This window comes from Leptospira sanjuanensis, assembly GCF_022267375.1.
Lineage (GTDB): Bacteria > Spirochaetota > Leptospiria > Leptospirales > Leptospiraceae > Leptospira > Leptospira sanjuanensis.
The window spans coordinates 2481663-2506146 of sequence record NZ_JAIZBH010000001.1 but is presented as its reverse complement, the minus strand read 5'-3'; the positions used below and the strand labels follow the sequence as shown (position 1 = coordinate 2506146).

Below are 24484 nucleotides of genomic sequence, written 5' to 3'. Positions count from 1 at the left end.
ACGGTGAATGAAAAAATATTGCTGATTCAGACCGCGTTCTTAGGCGATCTGATTTTAACGACTTCCTTCTTTCGGGAAGTGAAAAAAAAATATCCGAATTCCCATCTGACGGTACTCGTCAACAAGGGAACCGAGGCGGTGCTTGAGGCGAATCCTCATATCGATCGATTGATTCCTCTCGATAAAAAGGAATTTAAGAAATCCTTTTGGAAATTCTTTTCCTTTCTGTTCGGATTGAGGAAGGAACGTTATACGCTTTGTCTTCTGCCTCATTTTTCCTTTCGATCCACTCTGATCGGATTTGCGAGCGGAGCCAAGGTAAGAATCGGTTACGAGTCCGCCGGATTTTCCTTTTTACTCACTAAAAAAATTCCGAGACCGATCCGCGGAATGCACGAGGTGGAAAAACTCTTCTCTTTGTTATACGACAAGGAGGAAGTTTCCAAAATTCCGAAACGCCCCGAACTGTTTTGGAAGGAAGAATCCGTGTTTCGTGTGCGGGTGTTGATGAAAGAGAACGGACTCGAGCCGGGAAACTTCGTGTTGCTCGCTCCAAGCTCCGTCTGGGAAACCAAACGTATGCCCGCTCCCAAGTTCCGCGTCTTAGGGGAACGTCTCGCAAAAGAAACCGGTAAGAAGGTCGTACTCATCGGTTCCAAAGCCGACGTGGAACTCTGCGAAGAAGTGGGAGCCGGTTACGCGATCAATCTTGCCGGGAAAACCAATCTCCCCGAGCTGTCCTTTCTCGTATCCAAAGCGGCTTTGATGGTCAGCAACGATTCATCCCCGATCCACTTCGCCTCCGCGTTCAACATTCCCACGTTAGCCGTCTTTGGTGCCACCGTGCCCGATTTCGGTTATACTCCGCTTTCGGATTCTTCCTATATCTCCGAGATCCAAGGATTGTATTGCCGTCCTTGCGGAATTCACGGAGGAAGGGTTTGTCCCGAAGGACATTTTCGTTGTATGAAGGAACAGGATCCGGACAAACTGTTCGAAACTTCCGTCCAATTAGTAAAAGGGTTTTCCAAATGAATCAGAATCCGTACAAACAAAGAATCGCGGACGTACAGAAAAGACTCAAGGAAGAGGAGGTCTTGATCGTTTTTGCGGCCTCTCATTTGATCCGAAATCGGGACGTGGACTATAAGTTTCGTCAGGATTCGGATTATTACTATCTCACCGGCCTCGACGAATCCGACGGAATTCTAATATTAAAAAATTCTTATAAAGCCGTCTTCGTTCTTCCCAAGGACAAGGAAAAAGAGACCTGGACCGGGATTCGGATCGGAAAGGAACAGGCAAAAAATCGTTTAGGTTTGGACGAATCCTTCGACACGACCGAATGGGAATCCAAACTCGACGAGATCCTCGTCAACCAACACACACTCTATCATTTTTTCGGAAAGAATCTCGCGCGGGATTCCAAACTCATCGAATGGATCTATTCCCTCAATCAAAGATCGAGAGAGGGAAAATTCGGTCCGCGAAGGATCGAATCCCCCGATTTTCTACACTGGATGCGAATGTTCAAATCTCCTCTTGAGGTGGAAGCGCTTAAGGAATCGGCGAGAATCACCGCTCTCGGTCACGATCGATTGATGCGCGAATCCAAACCGGGAATGTTCGAATACGAACTCGAAGCCATCCTCGAATCGGAATACTTGAAACACGGGGCTTGGGGCGGAGGTTACGGACATATCGTAGCAGGAGGGAAGAATGCCACGATCCTTCATTATACGTCTAACAACTGTCAGTTGAATGAAGGAGAACTCGTGCTCGTGGACAGCGGCGCGGAAAAGGGATATTACACCGCGGACGTGACCAGAAATTTTCCGGTGGGAAAAAAATTCTCCGCGGAGCAGAAAGCCGTTTACGAAGTCGTATTGAAGGCGCAAAAAGAAGCGGTCGCAAACACGAAGGAAGGAACCGAGTTCGTCGCGATCCACAACCGGGCGGTCAAAACTCTCGTGGAAGGTTTGTTGGATTTGAAGTTGCTCGAAGGAAACGTCGAATCCGTTTTAGAGCAGGGAACATTCAAAAAATATTATATGCACAGAACGAGTCACTATCTCGGAATGGATGTGCACGACGTGGGAACGTATTATCAGGACGGAACTTCGAAAAAACTCGAGAACGGTCAGGTGATTACGATCGAACCCGGGTTGTATTTCGATCCTGAGGATGAAACGATTCCGGAGCGGTTTCGCGGGATCGGAATCCGAATCGAAGACGATGTTCTCGTACAAGGTGCGACTCCGGTGAACTTAACGTCCATGATTCCGAAAGAAATCGAAGAGATCGAGTCAAGAAAGAGAGGATAATCCCGTTGAACGCAAGTTTTACGTTTCGATCGTTCTAAATACGGCGGAAGTGGAATTCCTTTTTTATTAAACGACAACGATCTTTCTTAAAAAACTCTTTTTTTCCTTGTCGAAACCGCGAGAAACGTTAGTTGTATCGTTTCTTGAGGTTCCAGGAAAATTGTATTTTTATCTCCTTTCCATTCTGTTTTCTTTCCTTATTACAATTTCCCTCGCTTCGGAATCGATCCAAACCATCCCCTCGTTTGACGGAATCGTCAGTTTAGATTCTTCCAAAGAACACAACTGGGAGATCGCGCTTGAGTCGATCGATCCCGTGTCTTTTTCGCGTTCGTACCTGGAAGGAAAGAAGGACTTTGACAAGATTCCTTTTTTGCGGTATACACCTCCCGGTGTGTATAAACTTCCGAACGAGTCTCTTCAAAACGTAACCATCGTTAAGAAATTCATCGCCCCGAAAGAATGGAAAGCGGCCGCGATCGCGGTTCGTTTGGGAATGATCACGGATAAGGACAAGGCGTATCTCAACGGAGTTTTGATCGGCGAAACGGGAGATATGAATTCGGTTTTGCCTCAGGCATACGATAAGATTCGGATCTATTCGATTCCGAACGAACTGATTCGCAAAGGAAAACCGAACATTCTCGTGATCCGAGTCAAAAAATTCTTTCGATACGAGGTGGGAATCGAGCAGGACCGGACCGCGATCGGCGACGCATCCCTCGTTCAAAAGGAACTTCTGCGTTCTGAATACATTAAGATTTTCTTATTGATGATTTATCTCACCGTGGGCGGTTATTTTCTGTTTCTCTACGTGAGGCGCCGAACCGATAAGGAGAATCTATACTACGGTTTGTTTACTCTTCTTTTGGTCGTTTATCAATTCTGCAGAAATCAGGTCAAATACGACCTCGGAATCGAGTTTATCTATATGAAAAAGTCGGAATATATCATTCTGACGGTCTTAGTTCCGATCTTTGCGAACTTTATACGCGCTTATTTTAAGTTTTCGCGGAATTTACTGCTGAACGTTCTCGACGTGTCCTACGTCTGTTTTACGCTCTTTTATTTCGTCTCGAACAACGTGATTCATTATAATCTTCTGAACAAACACGTGGTTCAATACGGATGGATTCTTTATGTGGGGATGGTTCTGTATTATCTTATCCGCCGTATGATTCAAAAGGACCGGGACGCTCTTTATATTTTAGGCGGCGTTTTGATCACGGTGTTCGCCGTCGTTTTAGACACGCTCGGAGCCAGAAACGTCATCGTATTTCCGAGAATCCTAGGTTATGCGTTTCTATTTTTTATCTTGAGCATCGCGACGATTCTCGCGAACAAATTCGTTCGTTTGAACGAAGAAGTCGAGGAGCTCAACGAAAGTTTGGAAAAGAAGGTCGAACAAAGAACGGAAGAATTAAAACTTTCCTTGGAACAGGTCAACCGCCTGAAAGTTCAGCAGGACGCGGATTACTTTTTGACTTCTTTGCTCATCAATCCCCTGTCTTCGAACCGGAACACGAGCGATATTATAAAAACCGAATTTTATACGAAACAAAAGAAATCCTTCGAGTTTAAGAATAAGACGTACGAGATCGGCGGAGACATTTTGATTTCGGGTAACGTGGAACTTCGGGGCAAGAAATACGTCGTCTTTGTGAACGGGGACGCGATGGGAAAATCCATTCAGGGAGCGGGAGGAGCGCTCGTAATGGGAACCGTATTCAATACGATTTTAACCCGTTCGGGGATTCCTTCACAACAGGATAAAAATCCCGAGAAGTGGCTGGAAGAAGCCTTTCTGGAGCTTCAGAAAATTTTCGAATCGTTCGACGGTTCCATGTATATCTCCATCGTTCTCGGTTTGGTGGAGGAGGCGACAGGACTTTTGTATTATATCAACGCGGAACATCCTTGGACGGTTTTGTATCGGGACGGTGTCGCTTCCTATATCGAAGAGGAGTTGACCCTTCGGAAAATCGGTATTCCGGAAAACGAACAACATCTCGTTATTAAGAATTTTCAAATGCTTCCGGGAGATACGATCGTGATCGGTTCTGACGGAAGGGACGATCTTCTGATCGGAAACGAAGAGGACCGTATCATCAACGAGGATCAGAATCAATTCTTAAAAAGAGTGGAGGAAGGATACGCAGATCTTCGGGAAGTATATGATCGAATTTTAAAGTTCGGCGGTCTTGTCGACGACCTGACGCTTTTAAAGATCACGTATCATCCGGGGAAAAACGGGACCGCCGCTACCGCGGATTCGTTTCTATCCCGTTCTTACGAGGACGTATTGAAACGGGGAACTTCCTTTTTGCAAAATAACCGGGTTCGGGAAGGTTTGGATCTTTTGGAACAAGCGCTCGAACTCAATCCGAAAGGCGAAACCGTTTTAAAAATCCTCGGAAGATATTATCTCAAAGAAAAGGATTACGCAAAGTCTGTCGGATATTGGGAAACTCTTTTATCCGAAAATCCGGAATCGGCCGAATTTCTCTATCATATCTCCCTTTGCTACAAAATGCTGAAGTTTTATCAAAAGGCCGCAGAGACCGGAGAAAGGGCTTTTGCCGCCGATCCTCGATACATCCGAAATCTGATCAATCTCGCCGATATATACAAAATAATGAATATTCAGGATCGCGCAATTGCGTACGTGAAAAAAGCCCTCGTATTGGATCCGCGCAACGCCAAGGCGATTCAGGTCAAGAATTCGCTCGAAACCGAAATCTGATTTACGAAACGATATTCGAGCCGTGTCGGTTTAAATTATACTCGCTCCTAGAATTTCAGTTTTCTTCCAAATAGATTCGGATCGCTTCCTTTAGAACGCTGAGTCCGATCGAAAGAGAGTCCTCGTCGATATCGAACTTGGAGCTGTGATGCGGATGCACGAGACCTTTTGCTTCGTTCATCGAACCCACAAAGAAATAACAACCGGGTACTTTCATCAAAAACGCGGAGAAATCCTCTCCGCCCATGGACTTCGTGTTTTCTTCCGTCACGCTTCCCGGTCCGAGAATGTTCAGAGAGGCTTTGCGTACGACGTTCGCCATAAACGGTTCGTTGATCGTTGGTTGATTGGTTCGTTCGTAATGAATCTCCGCTTTGGCGCCGAGCGCGGACGCGATTCCGTTTACGACCCGTTCGAGTTTGCCCGGAACCTCTTCGAACATCTTTTTGGAATATGTTCTCACGGTGCCTTTGAGTTCGGCGGTTTCGGAAATCACGTTAAACGCGTTTCCCGCGTGAAAACTTCCCACCGTAACGACACAGGAGTCCAACGGGTCCGTATTCCTGGAAACGATCGTTTGAAGCGCGTTCACGATTTGTGCGCCGACTACGATCGGGTCCACCGTGTGTTGAGGCATCGCTCCGTGACCGCTGATGCCGGAGATGCGGATCGTAAACTCGTCGACAGCGGCCATCATCGGTCCGTCCACGACTCCCACCTTTCCGACCGGAATGTGATTCCATACGTGCAGGGCGAGGGCCGCATCTACGTTATATTTATCTAATATACCTTCCTCGATCATTTTGTCCGCGCCTTGGCCGCCTTCTTCCGCGGGTTGGAACACGAGTAAAACTTTTCCCTTAGGGAGAATCGAACGGATATCCTCCTTGATTTCGGTTGCGAGGCCCATGAGGATCGAAGTGTGCGCGTCGTGACCGCAGGCGTGCATCACACCGTCGTGAACGGATTTGTATTCTTTCTGGGATTCTTCAAAGATGGGAAGGGCGTCCATATCGGCGCGCACGAGAAGCGTCTTTCCCGGTTTGCCGGAATCGATCAGCGAGACAACTCCGGTTTTCGCGATTTTATCCTGAAACGTAAGGCCGAGTCGTTTTAAGTGATCGATCACGAAACTCGCGGTTTGATTCTCCTCATAGCGGAGTTCCGGATGTTTGTGGATTTGTCTTCTGTAACGAACGAGTTCTTCGGTGCGGTTTGCGGTCACTGAGAGTTTCATACTGCTTCAGACCATTCTAACCGCAGGAAGGGTTTTCGAAAAGAATTTTAGATCACTCTGGAATACTCGGATAACTCCCGTTTCCAGACTTGGGTTCCGCAGTAGTGATCTCCTTCCGGGCAATACGGCTTCACTTCTCCCTGAAGGCGGATCCAGCACGGAGCTTTGATCCACTTTGCGATTTGAGGATGCACCTTCATGACGTCCGTGAGTTCGTTGACCGAGGCTTGGAAGATTTCTTCCTGCGCGTTGTAACAGGTTCTGGATCTCCATTTGTGATGGAGATTGAGCAGATCTCCGCTTTCGTAAAAACGGATCGGAAAGCTGTTCGGCAAAAGATACGTTCCGTGTTCGGGAGAACCTCCGGCCTCCAGAAAACGATTCAGTTTTTCGAAAATATTCTTATGGAAAGAATCGTATTTCTCCTGAAGTTCCGGATATTTTTGAACTACGAGAGGAGTGATGTAATCGGGAACGCCCGCGTATTGCGACATGAGAACCGGTCTTCCGCCCGGAACCATTCTATGTCTTTGATCCTGACTGTCCGCGGTGTGAGAGATTCTTTTTTGGAAAGAATACTGAACGTTGAAGAGGGCTCTCGTGATCGGACTCATCGAACTTTCGTTCAAGGTCGAAGTCAAGTGTCGATTTTTTGCCGGATTGAGGACGAGATCGATCGCGTTTTCGTCGCTCAAGGATGATTTAGGAATTCCTAATATAGATCGCACCGACTGCGCGAGAATCTCGGGACCGTTCGCGGAATGCGAAACGAGTCTGGAATATCTTCCGCCGAGCTCGTCGTCGAATTCCTTTACGAAAGCAGCGGCGGTTTCCGGATGAAATTCCCGTTTGCCGTTGCCGAAAACGGACTCGAAATAACGGTATTCGGTCGTTTCTTCCAGAGGAAGAGGATCGTCCATTTCGTCGGCATACAACGGATCGACCGCGCGGACTTGATTGACCATTTCGGTGACGACGGCTCTTTGTTCGTCGGGCACGTCGTAAGAATTCATCAGTCGATAGTAGCGATGCAGAGTAAGTCCGTTGATGGAATGATAAAGATACGTATACGTTCCGAGCGGTAGCAGATAACGCGCCACTTCGAGACATTTCTTTTTGATCGGAGCCTGCCATTTGTCGGGATAGTTGGCGCGGGCTTTGTAAATGTTGAAGTATTCTTCTTGGATGTAGGGATGAAGAGCTTCCGTATACGAGAAATACGCCTGACTTGCGTAGTCCACCGCGTCAAGATAGAGTTCCAACAATTTCCCGCCGAGTTCCGACGGAACGTAATAATTCTCCTTTTTGACTTCCACGTATCTTTGGGAAACTTGTTCGGAATTATAGAAGGGATGAGAATGTAAAAACGACCATACGAATTGTCGGGAAACTTTATCGAGCGTAAAGATAAACTGAGGATGTTGACGGGTGGTGAGATGTCCGGCCTTCTTTGTCGACTTTGCGACCCTGTCTCGGATCTCGATCGATTTTTCCGACGCGATCATATCGGAGGGCAGAAGAATTCCCTTCGAAGAATAGCAAGTTCTCGCGGTCGCGATGGCGAGATTGAACGGATCCTTGCTATGATCCAGAAGTGATACGATCGGTTTTTGGGCTAACATCGAAGTCTCCGAACGGGACTATGTCCCCTGTGGAACTATCCTGAAGGGGGAAAGATGGGGGAAAACTCTTTTTTTTGAGAGGTTTTATTCGAAGGAGTTCCTACATTGGACGGGATTTCACTTCTCGTAAATGTCTTTCCTGTGACCGATTGCAATTACATGCACGATCAGTCGTTTATCCACGATATCGTAAAGAATTCTATAATCACCTTTTCGGATTCGAAATCCCGTTCTTCCTTTTAATTTTTTGGCCCCGACGGGTCTCGGATTTTTGGCGAGTCCTTGAATGATTTGGATCAGAGAATCTGCAACTGATTCGGGAAGTTTTTCGAGTTGTTTTACGGCGGATGTAGTGAGAAGGACTGAATACTCAGACATGTCGTCTTTTGTTCTTTTTGCCCGATCTTGCCTTTAAGAATTCCTGAAGAGGAATCGATTTTTCCCGTTTCGCTTTTACCTCGTCGTACAAACGAATGTCCTCAAGTTCTTGCAGGTTTTCGAGAATCTTTTTGTATTCCTGCATGGATAGAACGACCGAAAGTTTTTTTCCTTTTTCATCGGTGATGTATTGAGGATGAGAAATCATACTTCCAGAATATGACTCTGTAAGGATTTAAGATCAAGAGATTTTTTTCTCAGTGAATAAAAAGAGAAAAAGAAGTTTGTCGGTCCTATTTTCGCCGTCCACGAAAACGTTTCTCTGATTCTAAACTGTAGGAACTCAAACAAGAATCCGATTCTGGATGAAAACGATTCATCGCCTTTATTCTGATCCTTCTTTCCTTTCGAACGAACTTACTTCTTCTTTCCTTTCTTTGCTTTGGGAGATTTTTTCTTTTTAGAATCTTCTTCCGTTTCCACTTCTTCTTCGGTTATGATTTCCTGCGTTTCCGCGTGAGTCGAAATCCATTCGCTGTTGTCGTGTGCAAAGTTTTGTTCCGGATTTCCGAACGCGCGTTTTTCGAGAAGCTCCCGTTTTGCCGATCTTCTTCTTTCCTGATTTTCATAAACGTTCAAGAGATATTCCATCACGATCGGAAGAAGAACACGGGAGAATACAGTCGCGACGATAACCCCGAAGATAACGACTGTCGCAAGAGGACGTTGCACTTCCGCACCCGCCATCGTGGAAATCGCCATCGGAATAAACCCGACCGCCGCGATGACTTCGGTCGTCATTACCGGACGCAAGGAATGAATCCCCGCGAGATACACCGCGTCCGCGATCGAAGCTCCCTTTTCCAATTCTTCACGAAGGGTAGAAGCGTAAACAACTCCGTTTAATACGGCGATCCCGCTCACCGCGATGAAGCCGACCCCGGCCGGAATACTAAACGGAAGTCCGCGAAGGACTAAACCTATGATTCCTCCCGAAACCGCGAGCGGAACCACGATAAAGACGCCTAACGCGTAGTAGATGCTTCCGAATGCGGCCATGAGCATAAAGAAGATGATCGCGAGCGCGATCGGAACGACCAAGGCCAATCTTTCTTTGGCTCGAGTGAAGTTCTCGAACTGGCCGCCCCAATCCGTTCTATAACCGGGTGGAAGATTCTTTTCGATTTCTTCGGTGACTTTCTGAGCTTCGTTTACGAAACCGACGAGGTCTCTTCCTCGAATGTTGGTCTCGACCATGATTCTTCGTTTGAGCTGTTCTCTGTAAATCGCCGCCGGGCCTTCCACGAGTTTGATCTCCGCGACTTGACCAAGAGGAACGGTGGAACCGGACGAAGTGAATACGGGAATGTTTTCCACCTGTTCCAGATCCGTCGCGTCGATCTTCAGGCGAACGACGAGATCGAATCGTTTGAATCCTTCGAACACCTTTCCGGTTTGTCTTCCGAGACGAAGCGCTTCTACCGTTGCGAGAATCTCTTCCGCTTGCACTCCGTAACGCGCCATGTTTTCCCGATCGACCTTGATTTCGACAAGGGGAAGTCCCAAGACTCTTTGAACGCGCAAGTCTGCGACTCCCTGAACTCCTTTGAGCTTGGAAGCGAATTGACCGGCGATGTCCTTGAGTTTTACGAGATCGTCTCCGTAGATTTTGATTACAACGTCTGCTTTCGATCCGGAGAGAAGCGCGTTCACTCTGTTTTCGATCGGCTGCGACAAACTGATCGTGCTCGAAGGAATGAACTTGAGAATTTCATCCTTCATCTTGCTCATGAGTTCTTCGCGATCGTCGGCGGTCACCCATTCCTTGCGGGGTTTGAGTTTTACCATCGACTCGCCTTCGTCCGTTCCGACCGGCTCAGCCGCGGATTCGCCTCGTCCCATTCTCGAGACGACGCTGATGACTTCGGGAAATTTTTTTAAGACCGCTTCCATATCGGAGTTCGTGTCTCTGGAATAGTTGATCGCAGTGGAAGGAAGACGTTTGATATCGATCGCGATTTCCCCTTCGTCGATTCTCGGTAAGAATTCGGAACCCAACGTGGAACCGAGTAACAACGCGAAGACGACGATTCCCACTCCTGCGTAACAGAATTCCTTTTTACGAGCCATTCCGAAATCCAGAAGAAGTTTATATTTCTCCGTGATGACGTCCCAATATTTACTATGATGAAAGACCGGATTTTTAAACAGAATGCTCGCCGCCGCCGGAAACGTGGTTAAGGAGAAGAGCAGAGCGGCTCCTAACGCGAGCGCGACCGTGATCGCCATCGGCTTGAACATTCTTCCTTCCACTCCTTCCAAACTCATCAAAGGAAGATATACGAGCATAATGATCGCGACCGAGAATGTCGCCGCGCGGCCCACTCGAACGCAGGCATCGGTGATGATTTCTTCCGCCGCGAGTTCCCTGTCCTCGAGTTTGGTCTGCATGTCGTAGAACGATTTTTTCAGGATGAATCCGTGAAGGATCGATTCGAGCATCACGATGGTTCCATCGACTAACAGACCGAAGTCGAGCGCTCCGAGTGACATCAAATTTCCCACGATCCCGAACGCGTTCATAAAGATCGTGGCGACGAGCATCGGAATCGGAATCGCTAATGCGACAAGGAGCGCGCCTTTCACCGTACCGAGCGCGACGATCAAAACGATTACTACGAGGACCGCGGCTTCCGCGAGATTGGTAAAGATGGTGCTGAGAGTTCTTCCGATAAATTCCGAACGATCGTAGAACGTTTCGATTCTCATTCCGGGTGGAAGACGTTCTTTGATCTCTTCCATTCTTACCTTAACCCTCTTTACGACTTCGAGAGAGTTTTGGCCCATGAGCATCATCGCGGTCGCGCCGACGACTTCTCCTTTGGAATCCTTCGTTACAAGACCGAAACGAAGCGCGGGACCGATTTCCACTTCCGCGATTTGACCGAGTAAAAGAGGAATTCCGTCTCCGGCGGTCGTTACAGCGGTGTTCTTCAAGTCTTCGATGGATTTATATTGGCTTTCTCCGCGGATAACGATCTGCTCCGCGTTTTTGGAAATGTAACCGCCTCCCGTGTTCTGGTTTGCGGATTCGAGTTTATCATAAATTTGTGATAGAGTTAAGTTGTGCACCGCGAGTCTTCTCGGGTCGATCTTGACTTGATATTGACGAACCTGACCGCCGATGATGTTCACGTCGATGATCCCTTCCACGGACTTCACTTCTCGGGCGAGTTCCCAATCCATGTACGTCCGCAATTCTTCCGGAGAATGTCTGTCCGACGTTAATACGAACTCGTAGATGTCGCCGAGACCCGTTGCAATCGGCGAAAGTTCGGGCCTTCCGTAGCCGGGAGGAATGACGGCTTCCGCTTGTTTGATCCGTTCGTTTACGAGTTGTCTCGCAAAATAAATATCGGTTCCGTCTTTGAAAATGACCGTGACCGAACTCACGCCCGTTCTCGAAATCGAACGAATTTCTGTGACGTTCGGAAGACCGGTAAATTCCATTTCGATCGGATACGTGATGAACTGCTCGACTTCCAAAGGAGAAAGACCCGGAGAACTAGTGACCGCCGAAACCTGAACGTTGGTCACGTCCGGAATCGCGTCGATGGAAAGATAGAATGCGTTGTAAATCCCCACGAGGGTAACCATGAAGGTCAGCACCAAAACCAGGGCTCTATTTTTAATGGAGGCGCGGATCAGTTTATCAATCATGTTTGCTGCGGATCTCTAAAAAAAGGCGATATGGACAGGAAAGCTCGTTTGGGTCAAAGATGAAAGGTTTTTTTAAACAAGGAAGAAGCCGGGCGCTTCGAGAAAAGAAATGAAAAAACGGACCCTTTCGATTCTTACAAAGGTCGCTTAGTTCCGTGCGAATGACGCGTCCCTCTTCGATACTTTTCGTATATATCCATATGCAAAAAAAGGAATAGAATTCCGTATTCAAAAGAGAGCCAAAAAAAGGAATCCTTATACGGAAACACAGAATAGGTGGAATAGGAGACGAAGATCGAACAGGACCAGACGATCGGATAGATGTTCCCGGAAAAAATCGAACAAACGATTAACGGGAGAATATACCAAGGATGTACCGTGGTCGAGAAAATCAGAAAGATCAAATAGGCGGATTCCGCGGTTCGAAAGACGTTTTGTGGACCTTCTTCATTTCGTTTCCAAAAGGAGAATAGGGCGATTGCGACTAACGTGGCCGCTCCGCAGATTTTTCCGGCCGCATAAAAATTCTCTCCGATCCAGCGCAGAAATTCCCGTAAAACGTAATACACGCTTCCGTTGAATTCGAATAGCTGAAAGAAAACTCCGAGCCCCGACGTTTTTTGTTTTCGGATCAGTTCCGGAAAAAAGGAAAATCCGATCCAAGCAAGAGCGACAAAAACCGCAATTGCGGTTCCCGAAATCCAAAGTCCCTGTCGACGCAGAAAAGAGCGTTTTCCGTTCGCGATGGAAAAAAACAAAAACGGAACCAGAATCAGCGGCGTGATTTTGGTGAGAATTCCGCAGAGAAAAAAGGCGCTCGCAGAAAATAGATCCCGGATGCGATTTTCGTTTTGCCAGCGCGCAAATAAATGCAGCGTTCCCGCAAAAAAGAAAACGAGGATCGATTCGGGATGCGCGTTGCCGGTAATTTCCACAAGGACGAGAGGATTCAGCCAATAGATCAGGATTTTTTCCGAAGCGATTTTGTAGTTTATTAGAATCTTATAAAGAAGCCAAAAAACTCCGAATTCGCTTAACAAAAGGATCGTTTTCCAAAAAAGAATTCCCGCTTTCACGTTTGCGAAAACGAACATCGCCTTTGCGGAAAGGAAAAAGAAAAATTGCAGGATCGGCGGATAAACCGAATAGAATTGGGGAGAATTCATCGACTGCAGAAGTTCGACGGCGAGTTTTCGGGCCTGCGGCGATAGGGCTTCGATCGGAAATTCTTTCGGTAAAAAAGCGAAGGGAGAAACGCCTTCTTGGATCAAAAGCCCGTCCCATAAAAAACGATACGCGTCTTCGGAAAGAATCGGATCGGAAAACAAAAATGCGATTCGTAAAATCAGACCGAAGGCGAACCAAAAGCGCAAAGATTTCCGATCGCGATCCCGAACTAAAATCCAAGCATACGAGATGAACGCGGGAAGGGCCGCGGTCAGAAGAAGAAAAAAATGAGAACGTTCTTCGAAATATTGAAACCAAAGGATGGGAACAAAAGAAAGAATCGGAAAAAAACGAAGGCTTCCCGCTCGAACGAATTCGAAGTTCATTTCGAGTGCAGTTTTCCGATCGTATACAGAATTTTCCAACCGGCACGGATGGAACCGGAGATCGTTCCGCTTACTTTGGAAATTCCGATTCTTTTTTTATAACTGACGGGGACTTCGACACAACGCAAACCCAACTTTGCCGCCTTTATCTGCATTTCGACAGTCCAACCGAAATTCCGATCCTGCATATTCAATTTTTTTAAAATATCCGAGCGTATGACTCGAAAAGGACCGAGGTCCGTGAATTTCATCCCGTATAAAATCCGAATGAGAGCGGTTGCCAAACGATTTCCGAAACGTTGAACCGGCATCAACGAACCTTTTTGGGAATTTCCGAGAACCCTCGAACCGATCACAAGATCCGCGTTGTGATCGAGCAGGGCTTGCGTTAAAAGAATCAGTTCGCTCGGCGAGTCCGAGTAATCCGCGTCGACGAACGCGATCAAATCGGGAAGAGAAGAAGAGTTGAAAATTCTTTCCAAACCTTTCAAACACGCCGCTCCGTATCCCCTTTGAAATTCCTGTAAAACCACCGCGCCGTTCGAAGCGGCGGCATTTTTCGTATCGTCGATAGAACCGTTGTCCACCACGATGATTTCGCGAAGGTCCAGACCCGGAATCGAACGCAGATCCTGTAAAACGAACGGAATCGATTTTTCTTCGTTGAGAGCGGGGATGACGACGCTGACCGACGGTGAGCTCACAGTTTGCCTTGTTTAGAAATTTGGAATAGAGTTTCCCGGGAGGAAAGTTCGGTCTTTCCCGAGTTCAGATCGGTTTTCGATTCGTAGAACAGATTCGCGAACGGATAAAACGATTCGATCCTTTTCAGCTTGGCGGCGATCTCCGGAGAGGATTTTTTTGCGTTCTTTCTCATATGTTCCGAATTCTCTTTTGTTAAACGAACATGTTTGATTCGAACGATTCCGAAACGAACATGTTTGTTCGGATCAAACTTGAGGAGAAGTTCGATTTTCCTTTTTTCTCCCGAACGAATCCGGTTGTCCGCCGTGAGTTTCGCTTCCGGATACCATTCCCAAGTTTGGCCGATCCGAACGGTTTCTTTTGCGATCGCCGAACCGACTTCGTTTAACAAAATCGCCTCGATCAGAAGATGTCTTTCCGGATCGCCCGTCGGAACGGAATGGCCCGCAAAACGGTTCTCCAATTCGAGTCGAACTCCGGTTTTACCGGAAGTAAAATCTTTTTTCGACCATTCCAAACCTCCGATTTTCAAACCGGATTTGTAACCTCCTCTCCACTGCGGTTCGAAAAGTTCGAACGTCTTCGGAACTCCGCCGCCTATAAATGTATGACGATGCGAATCCCTTTTCGCGTAAGGGAACGAATCCGGGACGATCTTACGTTCGATCGAAGGCATGTGACAACTAACGCAGTCATCTTTTCCCGCGTGTATGCTTTCCTGATATTCTTCCCCCGTTTTGAAGTAACAAACAAAAGAAGAATCGAGTCTGTAATCCTGATTGTGACAATCGTTGCAGCGGGCGTGCAAGGCCTCTCGATTTTTTACGACCGGGTGCGGAGCTAAAGAAGCGCCCGTAGGTCCGATGAGAATCGTGTTTCCGTTCTGATCGGATTTTAAATGACAACTTCCGCAACTCACTCCTTCCTTTTCCCATGTCGGATTAAATTTCGGATTGGAAATGGTGATCGGCTGAAAGACGTCCCCGTTTTTGAGATGGGTCGTAATTTCGCTCCTTTGGCCGGAAAGAGGAATATGACAGTTCAGGCAAAGCCAGCGCGGAGAATTCGGCTTCGTTAGTTCGGATTGAAACTGAAGATCGGTGAACGCATTCGCGTGAGTGGACGTTCTCCATTCTTCAAAGTGATCCTTGTGACAGTTTCCGCAATCTTGGGCGGTGAGTCCCGCGATTCCTGGAACGGCTTGCGATATTTCTACGGGTTTAGCCCAGGGTTTACCGGGAAAACGTTCCTCCACCGATAGGGCCGGTGAGGAGTCTTTGCATAAAAATACTGCGGAAGCGCTTACCGAAATTCCGAATAGAATCGCGATCGTTCTATAGGGTTTTAGAATATTCAAAAAATATAAATCTTTTAAACGTCTCATTTCAGCGTCAGCGGATAATCCTTCTCGTTTCCGGAGGACCATTCCCACATGGACCCGGCGTAATTTTTAGCGTTGAATCCTTCGTTCCGCAACACAGCGGTCACCCAAGCGGAGCGAATTCCGCCCGTACAATAGGAAACGACGATAGAATCCCTGGAAATTCCGAGTTCCTTGATCTTTTCGGAAATCTTCTCGGATGGTAGAAGGATTCCGTCTTCGTTTAACAAAACTTTGTAATAAAGATGTTTGGCGCCCGGGATATGTCCGCCCCTCGATTCCCCGTAAGGAGTTTCGCCCTTGAATTCGCGCTCCTCTCTCGTGTCCAAAAAGACGTATTTTTTATTTTTTAGATTGGATCTGATTTCGGAAGAGGTCGCGCTCAGGTTCGAGTCGAGTTGAATCTTGAAGGAGCCAATTTGTTTGGGTTCACCTTGGTTGGAAACGGGGGCGCCTAACTGTTTTAAGGCGGAGTAACCTCCGTCGACAAGAAACGCGTTGTGATGTCCGAGCGAACGCAGCATCCAAACGATTCTTCCGTCCTCGCCCCAATTGTTTTTGGTTTCGCTGATCACGAGAACGGGCTGGTCGTTTCTGATCCCGTAAGCCTCGAGTTTCTTTTTGAGAACGTCGAGCGGGAGGAGATTCCCTTTGCGGGGAAGTTCCGATACGGAGAATTCTTCCCAAGTCACAGAACGGGAACCGTTGATATGTTCCCTGTAAAATACGGAACGCGATCTTGTGTCCAAAACGAGGCTACTGGAAAGAATCGCTTTCGCTTCTCCCGAAGTTAAAATCCAAGATTCCGATTTTTGAGACCAAAGCAAGGTCGGAACCAGAAGAATTAAAGTGTAAAGGAAGGATTTGGATTTCATATAGTTTTTCCGATCTTTCCGGAAATCTCTTCTTTCTATCATTTAGAATCAAAAAAGAGTTCTAAGAATTTCATTTTGGCGATTGAAAAACGGTTTTTCGAAAAAGCAAGCCTTAATCCGTTATAGCGGATATTTTAACGTTATAGTAAAAATTTTTAGTTATTGCAGAAATGGATGTGACAATTCTAATTGAATGATGGGTCTAAAGAAGAGGACTGACGTTATCCAAGAGGGTGGTGGACTTATGATTCAAATAGGTAGTTTTCCCGATTCGGTCAACGAATACGCCGCGAGATCGGTGGCGGGACTCGTGTTTTTTCTGACGATTGCGACCGTCTTGACTCAATCGATTTGGCTGAATCTTGCGTTGCTCTACGGATTTACGGCGAGAGTTTTATACGGTCCGAAATTTTCTCTCTTTGCGAAGATCGCGATTCATGGTATCGTTCCCTTATTGGGGTTGGGAAACCGGGAAACAGCAGGACCACCGAAACGTTTTGCGCAGTCGATCGGGTTTCTGTTTAGCCTAACGTCTCTGATTTTGCTTTTGCAGGGACAGATTTTCGCGTTTCAAATCGTGCTCGGTATTCTGATCTTTTTTTCCGGTTTGGAATCCTTCGTCGGTTTTTGCGCCGGTTGTTTCGTTTTCGGTTATTTGATGCGATGGGGAATTATACCGCAGGAAGTCTGCGAAAAATGCAATCATCTCACCTTTCCGTCGAAACAATCCTGACCGATCTGCAAGTTGAAATCGAAAAAAGTAAATTAGAATTTTTTAAAGTTTAAAAAAGGAATCCACATGTCTAAAGAATCCTATTACGTTCCCGAAGATCTCAAGAAATTCGGAAACATCGGCGAGTTTCAACCCGATCTTGCGAAAAAATTTTTCGACTACTACGGTGACGTTTTTGCGGAAGGCGCTTTGACCGCGCGTGAAAAGTCCCTGATCGCATTGGCCGTTTCTCATGCGATTCAATGTCCTTATTGTATCGACGCATATACGACCGATACTTTGGAAAAGGGAGTGAGCGAGGCCGGCTTGATGGAAGCGGTTCACGTTGCTGCGGCGATCCGCGGCGGCGCTTCTCTCGTTCATTCGGTTCAGATGATGAATAAGGTCAAAGAACTGGGAATGTGATCGGTCAGGAGAGGAATGATCTTGAAATCTCTTCAGTTCAGGGGAAGCGAGCTCGTTTCTCCCGAAAGACAGTTCGAAATTTTAGAGGAAGTTTTTCAACGGAAGAATCTTCCTTCGTTTACGGATCGTCTGATCGAATCGGGAGTCGGAGAGTTGCGTCCCGTACCGACCGAAATCTTTCAGATGAATCTCGGAAAACTTTGTAATCAAACCTGCAAACATTGTCATGTGGACGCAGGCCCGGATCGAAAAGAAATTATGAGCAAGGAGACCATGCTTCATTGTTTGGGCGTTCTTGCCGTAAGTCCGATTTCCACGGTAGATATCACCGGCGGAGCGCCGGAAATGAATCCCGAATTCCGTTGGCTCGTAACCGAACTTAGAGGTCTCGGAAAGAAGGTTATGGTTCGGTGTAATCTTACGATTCTTCTTGCGGGTGAACGATACAAGGATCTTCCGCAATTCTACGCGGATCAAAAAGTGGAAGTCGTATCCAGCCTTCCTTACTTTGAAAAAAGAAGAACGGATGCACAGAGAGGGGACGGCGTTTTTGATCGTTCGATCGAAGCTCTGAAACGATTGAATGCGGTAGGTTACGGCGATCCGGATTCGGGGCTCGTGTTGAATCTCGTCTACAATCCCGCGGGCGCGTTTTTACCCGGGGGGCAGACGACTTTAGAACGCGAATTCAAAATCTCGCTTCAAAAACAATTCGGAATTCGGTTTAATTCTTTATTCACGATTACGAATATGCCGATTTCTAGATATTTGGAATATCTGATAGACAGCGGAAATTTGGACGGATATATGGAAAAGCTCGTGACTTCCTATAATCCGATCGCGGCTCGCGGAGTGATGTGCAGGAATACGTTCAGCGTAGGTTGGGACGGCGCAATGTATGATTGCGATTTCAACCAGATGTTGGATATGAAGTTGGAAGGAAGCGTGCAAAACATACGCGACTACGACGCCGGCGTCCTGGAAAAAAGAAAGATCCGGGTTCACGAACACTGTTACGGTTGTACGGCCGGAGCGGGGTCCAGTTGCGGAGGTGCAACCGCTTGAAAAAGGGGGGCATATTCTGCTTCGATCTCATCGGCATCGTTGCGGAAAAGTCCGGAGATTCTTTCCAGATTTAAGAACTTTTCCTGTTTTGTCACGACAGGAGTTTGCAGATTTTGGTTGAAATGAAGCAGCGCTTTTCCTTCGTCTTGTCTGCTTTGCACGAAACGATCGTGATTGATTTTTCTTTTTTCCACTAAGACGTTGAGCTCTTCGGAAAGGGTTTGAAGATCGTTGAAACGATCCAGCAGGACCGTGGAATCCAATTCGAAGCCGATCGAATTTCTGCAATTTCCAAGTGCGGCCCGGACGGTCGTGCCCGTTCCGAGAAACGGATCCAAAACGAGATCTCCTTTGAGGGAATACATCAAAATGATTCGATTTGCAAGTTCCAGCGGATATGCGGCGCTTCTTTCGCGACCCGTCTGCGAACTCAAACCCTGTTTTTTACCCTTGAAATCCCATACGTCCGTAAACCAGGAATTCCGTTCTTCCCAAAAAAACGCGCTTTCCGCACGGGCGAGTTTTTCCGCTTTGGAAGGGAATTTACGTTTGTTGTTTTTTCTGAATATTAGAATATGCTCATGTTCTAAGGTCACATACGCACCCGCGGGAAGCATTCCCGAACCCATGAATTTGTTGGGAGAATTCGTCTGTTTTCTCCAAAGAATTCCGGGAAGACTTTGAAAACCGATCGCGTTGCATCCCTGGAGAATTCTCGCGTGATTCATAAAAATACGGAATCCGAATGCGGTGTTTCTCGTGGCGTCGCCTACGTTGATGACGAGAAAGCCCCCGTCCTTCAAAACGCGGAAGGATTCTTTCCAAACCATATCTAGCTCGTTATGCATTCTTTCATAAGAAAGGAGAGGGTCGGTCGCGAATGTTTCTTTGATTTCGGAGGAAAAACCGAAAAACAAATCGTCCCACATTTCGATCATCGGATACGGAGGAGAGGTAAGGATCAGATCCACGCTTTCGGATTCGATGGGGAACGTTTCCCTCGCGTCTCTGTGAAGAATTTTGTGGATCGTCCGTTTCATATTCTAAACCATAGAATCCCGATCTCCGTTTTCTCTGTCCACTCAAAACGATTTTGCGGTATTCTTCCGTTTCGATCCTCCGAAAGGATTCTTTCGTTCCATTGATTCTTTTTCTTGGAACGTATTGAATTCTTATGGGAATCGCGTTTTTGCCTTTTTTCTTAAAAGAAAATGATGAGAAGACGTCGAACGCGAATATTTAGATATAGGGGAGATGTTTCACATAACGTGTAATTTTGCATTTCCGCGCCGGGGGACGATTGGGTGCGTTTTCTCTGGAACGGTTTCCAAACCTTGCGATCGAACTTCCTTTTTGGGTTTGGCTTTCCGAGAATATTAGAAAAAAAGAATTTACCATCCTGTTTTGGTGTCCTCTGCTCGTGATCGAAACGTATGTGCAGGCGCATCCGGACTTTCTCGGAATGTTTTTTTTAGCCGGATCGGAGATTCGTTTGTCTTTGCGGATCCTTTTGTCCAAGATATCTTACAAAAAGAGCAAAATATTTTCCAATAAATTCAATATATCTTACAGAGTATTATGTTATAACGAAATATACGTTGACATTCTAATATCTTAGAGAATTTTTCTAATCGACGGGTGTGAAGCACATCCGTTCTAACTCTAACTTTCTCTGAAAAAGACCCTATTCTACCCCGGGATTCCCGGGCTTTTTTTAGAGTCGGAAGGGAGGTTCTTTTGCATACGATTATGGCTCGCAGTTTAGAAAATCAGAACGATTCTCATTCAACCGGAAAAAGCTCGGATGATTTTTTGACCAGTTTTCTGGGTGAGAAAATCCGAAAACGCAGATTGGAATTAGGACTCTCCATGGAGAAGGTCGCACAGATCGCGCAGGTCAGCCGAGGGATGCTTGGGCTGATCGAGACCGGAAAAACTACCCCGAGTATCGCGATTCTCTGGAAATTGTCTAAGGCGCTTCGTACTCAGGTGGCGGAGTTTTTACCCGACGTTTCCTTGCGCGGTCCGAAAATTCTCAGAAAAGAAGAATCTAAAACCCTCGCATTATTCAAGGATAAGCTGATTGCACGCGTTTTACACAAGGACGCAGAAAACTATCTGGAAGTGTTGGAGATCCGTTTGGCTCAGGGAAGTTTTCCTCTTCCGACGTGGTTTCAAAAACAAAAGTTGCAAACCGTGACTGTAATCGAAGGGGAGGTCGCTCTTGTTTTTGCCGATAAAAAGAATCTGCTTTCACCGGGTGACAGCGCCGTTTTTCTCGCGAAAGATCTTCAGGAAATTTCAAATCCTTCTTTGACCCAAGCGGTCGTCTATTGGATCAGTTCCACCGCAAATCTTTAATTGAAAATCTCCACTCCTTGAGCCTCGGCTGAAAAGATTCTCGGTCGGGGCTTTTTATTTCTTTTTATCATTCCGTATCCTTTTCTTCCCTTTGAGTTTTCTCTGCTGTTTCGCGGTTACGTTAGTCATTCATGGATAAAGATATTGGGTAATGCGCTGATTAGGATATCCATTATAATGAAATTTTAGTTCGTTAAAGCAGAAAAAATGAAGATTCAAACCTTTGCCTTCGATGGTGGGTTTAGCTTCCTTTAGGAAAAGAAACCCCGTAGGAAAAAACTAACATAAAGAAATCCACCATGAATCGCAAACTTGGTATATTCTGAATTGTGCCGGTTTTAGCGGGGTTTCTCGGATCCTCTGCAAACCCGATGAAAAGAAGAATCACGATAACATTCTTTTTGCGCGTCTTGTCATGTCCGCAATCATGTTCGTTACGGAGACGAGATTCTTTTTTACGCGGTCGTGAAGCCGAACGAGTTTTATGTTCGAATGTTTTTCAATGGAATGCGGATCGGAAAAAGGAATTTCGGATGGGGGACGCCGAATCGAAACATCTGAACGGGCCTTGCAAAAAACGGAATCTACGCGGTATGTGTTGTTGGAAAAACGACTTAAACTTCCTCTTTGATCGAAGAAGACTTGAGTTCTTCGGAGGAAGGATTTACAAGATAGGAATTCGAGATCGGAAATTCGATTCGAAAACAAGCGCCTACGGAAGAGGAAATCAGTTCGATACTTCCGTCGTATTTTTCCAAAATGCGTTTGCAGATATCCAGGCCGAGTCCGATTCCTTCTCCTTGTTCCTTCGTGGAAAAGAACGGATCGAAGATCTTGGATTGAATATCTTTGCGGATTCCGGGCCCGTCGTCTTGGATGAAAATTTGGACTCGGTTTCGATCGGGAATCACCGAACCGTAGATGTCCACCGTTCCCGCGCCTCCCGTCGCTTGCACCGCGTTGAGAATCAAATGCGTCCAAACCTGGGTAATTTCCTCAGGATCACAATCGATCGTGGGAAGATTGGAGAGTTTGATTCGAATGAGCGTGTCTCGCAAGGAAAGTTTGAGATTGGTATCCAATACTTTTTGAATGGAACGACTGATTTGAATCGGTCGAGGAGAGCGATTGGCGGAAAGGGAAGAATACGAACTGAGGGCAAAGACGGTCTTTCTCGTTTTTTCTACGGAAAGACGCATAACGCTGATGTTTCTTAAGAACGAAAGCGTCGAGTCGATAAAGCTCAATAGTTCGAACACGTCCGGATGATTCAGGAACGGCGCCCAGCGTTCGTGAACGTCCTGCAGGCCGAGTTCCGTAAGAAGTATCGAAACCCGTTCCGCGTGTAAAACATTATAAAACTTTAATGCGTTTTCCAGAGATTTCGCCTGTTGCCTCATCTTGAAGCCGAGAGGAGGTTCTTTGGAGTCCATCGCGATCGCGTAGATTTCGAAAAAGGAATTTCTGTCCTCTTCGTCCAAACGGGGGATCGTGACCGAAACCTGAAAAATCTTGTTTTGAAAGGATTGGGAAACCGCTTCGATCGTTTGTAGACCGGCTTTGATCGCGCCCAACGGATTGTTGATCTCGTGCGCGATGCTCGTAACAAGCTGACCGAGGCTGGCCCATTTTTCCGAGGTGATCAATTTGTTCTGAGCGTTTTTCAGTTCTTGGAGCGCGTCTTCCAATTCCTTCTTTTGGATTTCGATGATCCGAGTTCGTATTAAAATTTCTCCGTTGGCCTTTCTTAAATCCTCGGCTTGTCTCCAATCGGTGACGTCGAAAACGATTCCCGAAAGCGTTCCGGAAAGTTTCTCCCGATCCGGAACCTCGTTCGCGTTTCCCCAGCCGCTTCTCGCTCTGAACCAGCGAACTCCTTCCGGAAGAACGTTCGGAAAAAGGATTTCGATTTCGTTAGAACTTCCGTACAGGAATTTTTGAACGTAACGGAGCATTTCCATTCTCTGTGCGCGGTGAAATCTTTTTAAGAAGTCCTTCGCCTTCATCTTTCTGGATTCGTTCAGCGATAGAAAGGAAACTTCTCCCTCCGGAAAGAAGACGATTCCGCTTTTGAAATCGAGTTCCCAGGTCGCCATTCCGGCGCCGACGAGAGCCATTCTGAGTTTCTCGTTGTTCTTTCCGATGATCGCGTTGGAAAGCTGCAGTTCCGCGAGGACGTTCTTTAAACTTCTCCGCATAGAATCCAAAGAATTGACGAGGGTTCCGAGTTCGTCGTCTTCCGTATGCGGAATCGCGGCGTTCAGATTTCCCTTTTCGATTTCCTTGGAAAACGCTTCCGCCTGCGAAAGTCCGTTTAAAAACCATTTTTTTAATGCGAAATTAAGAACTCCTAATGCGATCAAGGAGAATACGAAGATGAGGATCGTGTTTTTCAGAATCAGAGAAGCTAGTTCCTCGTAAAAGATGGAATGGGGAATTCCCACTTCTATATGAAGCTGGGTTCCCGAGTTGGAAAAACGCATCGGCAGGATCGCTCTGAAATAACGTTCCTCGTCGAGCGTATGCGTTTCGCCAGTTTCCTTTTTCAGAAATTCTTCGGAAGGGATCGGAGGTTCGTCTCCGACGGTGGGCGGGAGAAACGTTCCATCCGGAAAGATGATTCTCGCGTAACCCTTTCCTTGCAGCGGTTTGAACGATTTCATCTTTTCGGAGATATCCTTTAGAATGTAATCCACTCCGAACACTCCCGCAAAAACTCCGTTTCGCAAAACGGGCGTTATGAGGGACACGATCCAGATTCTATGATCGCCCGCGTAATAGAGATAGGGACTTATCACAACGTCCTTCTTGGTTCGTTTCGGAGCGAAGTAGAACTTGCTGCTCTTATCGTTTTCGGATTCGTAATCCACGTTCAGATCGACGCGCAGGTTTTTGGGAGAATCCGATTTATTGACGTAGTAGTTGAGTCTTCCCGTCGAATCGTGAAAGACCGAGTTCTTGTATCTCGCATCGGAACCGTCGAACGCGTTCGGTTCCCAGATCGTCCAGGTTCCGAATACGAGTTCGTTTTCGGAAGCGAGTGTTTTTAAAAGGGACAAGATTTCTCCGCGGCTTTGTTTGGAGACCTGCGCGACGTCCCGGATTCCGAGCAGACGATCGAACGGTCTTCCGAAAGAAACTTCCACTTCTCTTTGAACGCGGATCGATTCGATAAGGACGATTCTTCGTTCGTCTTTTTTAAATTCCGTATAAGTGAGAATCGCCTGTCCGATCGTGATAAGAAAAAACGCGGATAATACGGCGCCGGAAAGATAGAGAGTGATTTTTTTTCGAAGGCTCATCGAAAATTCTGATCTGCAACGCGCAAGATCGTAGATTCTCGCCGAGAATCGAAGGATGTAAAATCATTTTTCGAACGGTT

At 46.7% G+C, this 24484-nt stretch carries 19 protein-coding genes and 1 pseudogene; 9 read left to right on the top strand and 11 right to left on the bottom strand.

Annotation, left to right across the window (positions count from 1 at the left end; genetic code table 11):
- Positions 1 to 3 precede the first annotated feature (3 nt).
- The 4 genes and pseudogenes from waaF (at position 4) to LFX17_RS11225 (ending at position 5067) form a co-directional block, all read left to right on the top strand.
- On the top strand, positions 4 to 1035 hold the full coding sequence (gene waaF / locus LFX17_RS11240) for a lipopolysaccharide heptosyltransferase II (protein WP_238746736.1): 1032 nt from the start codon (positions 4 to 6) through the stop codon (positions 1033 to 1035).
- The gene (locus LFX17_RS11235) at positions 1032 to 2324 is read left to right on the top strand and encodes an aminopeptidase P N-terminal domain-containing protein (protein WP_238746734.1); all 1293 of its coding nucleotides are present in this window, start codon (positions 1032 to 1034) and stop codon (positions 2322 to 2324) included. Before waaF ends, LFX17_RS11235 begins: the two co-directional genes overlap by 4 nt.
- A 106-nt stretch (positions 2325 to 2430) precedes the next feature.
- Positions 2431 to 4581: pseudogene (locus LFX17_RS11230) on the top strand (SpoIIE family protein phosphatase); the annotation flags it as partial.
- A gap of 45 nt (positions 4582 to 4626) precedes the next feature.
- A complete protein-coding gene (locus LFX17_RS11225; RefSeq protein WP_238747752.1) occupies positions 4627 to 5067 on the top strand; it encodes a tetratricopeptide repeat protein in 441 nt (146 codons plus the stop codon).
- A 55-nt stretch (positions 5068 to 5122) separates the two neighbouring features.
- On the opposite strand, the gene LFX17_RS11220 is transcribed toward LFX17_RS11225, so the two are convergent.
- The 9 genes from LFX17_RS11220 to LFX17_RS11180 all read right to left on the bottom strand — a co-directional run bounded on the left by LFX17_RS11220 (position 5123) and on the right by LFX17_RS11180 (position 16538).
- Positions 5123 to 6304: an amidohydrolase gene (locus LFX17_RS11220; RefSeq protein WP_238746729.1), complete on the bottom strand. Its 1182-nt coding sequence runs from the start codon at positions 6302 to 6304 to the stop codon at positions 5123 to 5125.
- A gap of 47 nt (positions 6305 to 6351) precedes the next feature.
- Positions 6352 to 7926 carry an FAD-dependent thymidylate synthase gene (locus tag LFX17_RS11215; protein WP_238730327.1) on the bottom strand — a complete coding sequence of 525 codons (1575 nt, stop codon included), beginning with the start codon at positions 7924 to 7926 and terminating at the stop codon, positions 6352 to 6354.
- 117 nt (positions 7927 to 8043) lie between these two features.
- The gene (locus tag LFX17_RS11210; protein ID WP_238746728.1) at positions 8044 to 8304 is read right to left on the bottom strand and encodes a type II toxin-antitoxin system RelE family toxin; all 261 of its coding nucleotides are present in this window, start codon (positions 8302 to 8304) and stop codon (positions 8044 to 8046) included.
- Positions 8297 to 8512 carry a hypothetical protein gene (locus LFX17_RS11205; RefSeq protein WP_238730325.1) on the bottom strand — a complete coding sequence of 72 codons (216 nt, stop codon included), beginning with the start codon at positions 8510 to 8512 and terminating at the stop codon, positions 8297 to 8299. Before LFX17_RS11205 ends, LFX17_RS11210 begins: the two co-directional genes overlap by 8 nt.
- A gap of 209 nt (positions 8513 to 8721) precedes the next feature.
- Positions 8722 to 12024 (bottom strand): efflux RND transporter permease subunit, encoded by a 3303-nt coding sequence (locus LFX17_RS11200; RefSeq protein ID WP_238746726.1) that lies wholly within the window; start codon positions 12022 to 12024, stop codon positions 8722 to 8724.
- A 134-nt stretch (positions 12025 to 12158) separates the two neighbouring features.
- Entirely contained in the window at positions 12159 to 13577 is a 1419-nt protein-coding gene (locus tag LFX17_RS11195) for a glycosyltransferase family 39 protein (RefSeq protein ID WP_238746724.1), read from the bottom strand.
- The gene (locus LFX17_RS11190; RefSeq protein ID WP_238746722.1) at positions 13574 to 14281 is read right to left on the bottom strand and encodes a glycosyltransferase family 2 protein; all 708 of its coding nucleotides are present in this window, start codon (positions 14279 to 14281) and stop codon (positions 13574 to 13576) included. Before LFX17_RS11190 ends, LFX17_RS11195 begins: the two co-directional genes overlap by 4 nt.
- Positions 14278 to 15666, bottom strand: a complete 1389-nt coding sequence (locus LFX17_RS11185) for a cytochrome c family protein (protein ID WP_238746721.1) — start codon at positions 15664 to 15666, stop codon at positions 14278 to 14280. Before LFX17_RS11185 ends, LFX17_RS11190 begins: the two co-directional genes overlap by 4 nt.
- Positions 15663 to 16538: a sulfurtransferase gene (locus LFX17_RS11180; RefSeq protein WP_238746718.1), complete on the bottom strand. Its 876-nt coding sequence runs from the start codon at positions 16536 to 16538 to the stop codon at positions 15663 to 15665. Before LFX17_RS11180 ends, LFX17_RS11185 begins: the two co-directional genes overlap by 4 nt.
- A 244-nt stretch (positions 16539 to 16782) precedes the next feature.
- On the opposite strand from LFX17_RS11180, the gene LFX17_RS11175 reads away from it, so the two are divergent.
- The 3 genes from LFX17_RS11175 to arsS all read left to right on the top strand — a co-directional run bounded on the left by LFX17_RS11175 (position 16783) and on the right by arsS (position 18741).
- The gene (locus LFX17_RS11175; RefSeq protein WP_238730319.1) at positions 16783 to 17271 is read left to right on the top strand and encodes a DUF4395 domain-containing protein; all 489 of its coding nucleotides are present in this window, start codon (positions 16783 to 16785) and stop codon (positions 17269 to 17271) included.
- A 66-nt stretch (positions 17272 to 17337) separates the two neighbouring features.
- Positions 17338 to 17676 carry an arsenosugar biosynthesis-associated peroxidase-like protein gene (locus LFX17_RS11170; RefSeq protein ID WP_238730318.1) on the top strand — a complete coding sequence of 113 codons (339 nt, stop codon included), beginning with the start codon at positions 17338 to 17340 and terminating at the stop codon, positions 17674 to 17676.
- Between the two features lie 15 nt (positions 17677 to 17691).
- Positions 17692 to 18741, top strand: a complete 1050-nt coding sequence (gene arsS / locus LFX17_RS11165) for an arsenosugar biosynthesis radical SAM (seleno)protein ArsS (protein WP_406600675.1) — start codon at positions 17692 to 17694, stop codon at positions 18739 to 18741.
- On the opposite strand, the gene LFX17_RS11160 is transcribed toward arsS, so the two are convergent.
- The gene (locus tag LFX17_RS11160) at positions 18690 to 19781 is read right to left on the bottom strand and encodes a DNA-methyltransferase (RefSeq protein ID WP_238746717.1); all 1092 of its coding nucleotides are present in this window, start codon (positions 19779 to 19781) and stop codon (positions 18690 to 18692) included. The genes arsS and LFX17_RS11160 overlap by 52 nt on opposite strands.
- A gap of 260 nt (positions 19782 to 20041) precedes the next feature.
- Here LFX17_RS11160 and LFX17_RS11155 point away from each other — a divergent pair, with 260 nt between their 5' ends.
- Positions 20042 to 20359 (top strand): hypothetical protein, encoded by a 318-nt coding sequence (locus LFX17_RS11155; protein WP_238746716.1) that lies wholly within the window; start codon positions 20042 to 20044, stop codon positions 20357 to 20359.
- A 194-nt stretch (positions 20360 to 20553) separates the two neighbouring features.
- Entirely contained in the window at positions 20554 to 21102 is a 549-nt protein-coding gene (locus LFX17_RS11150) for a helix-turn-helix domain-containing protein (RefSeq protein WP_238746715.1), read from the top strand.
- A gap of 614 nt (positions 21103 to 21716) precedes the next feature.
- Here the strand turns inward: LFX17_RS11150 and LFX17_RS11145 are convergent.
- Positions 21717 to 24404, bottom strand: coding sequence for an ATP-binding protein (locus LFX17_RS11145; RefSeq protein WP_238746712.1), 2688 nt, complete (start codon positions 24402 to 24404; stop codon positions 21717 to 21719).
- Between the last annotated feature and the right edge of the window lie 80 nt (positions 24405 to 24484).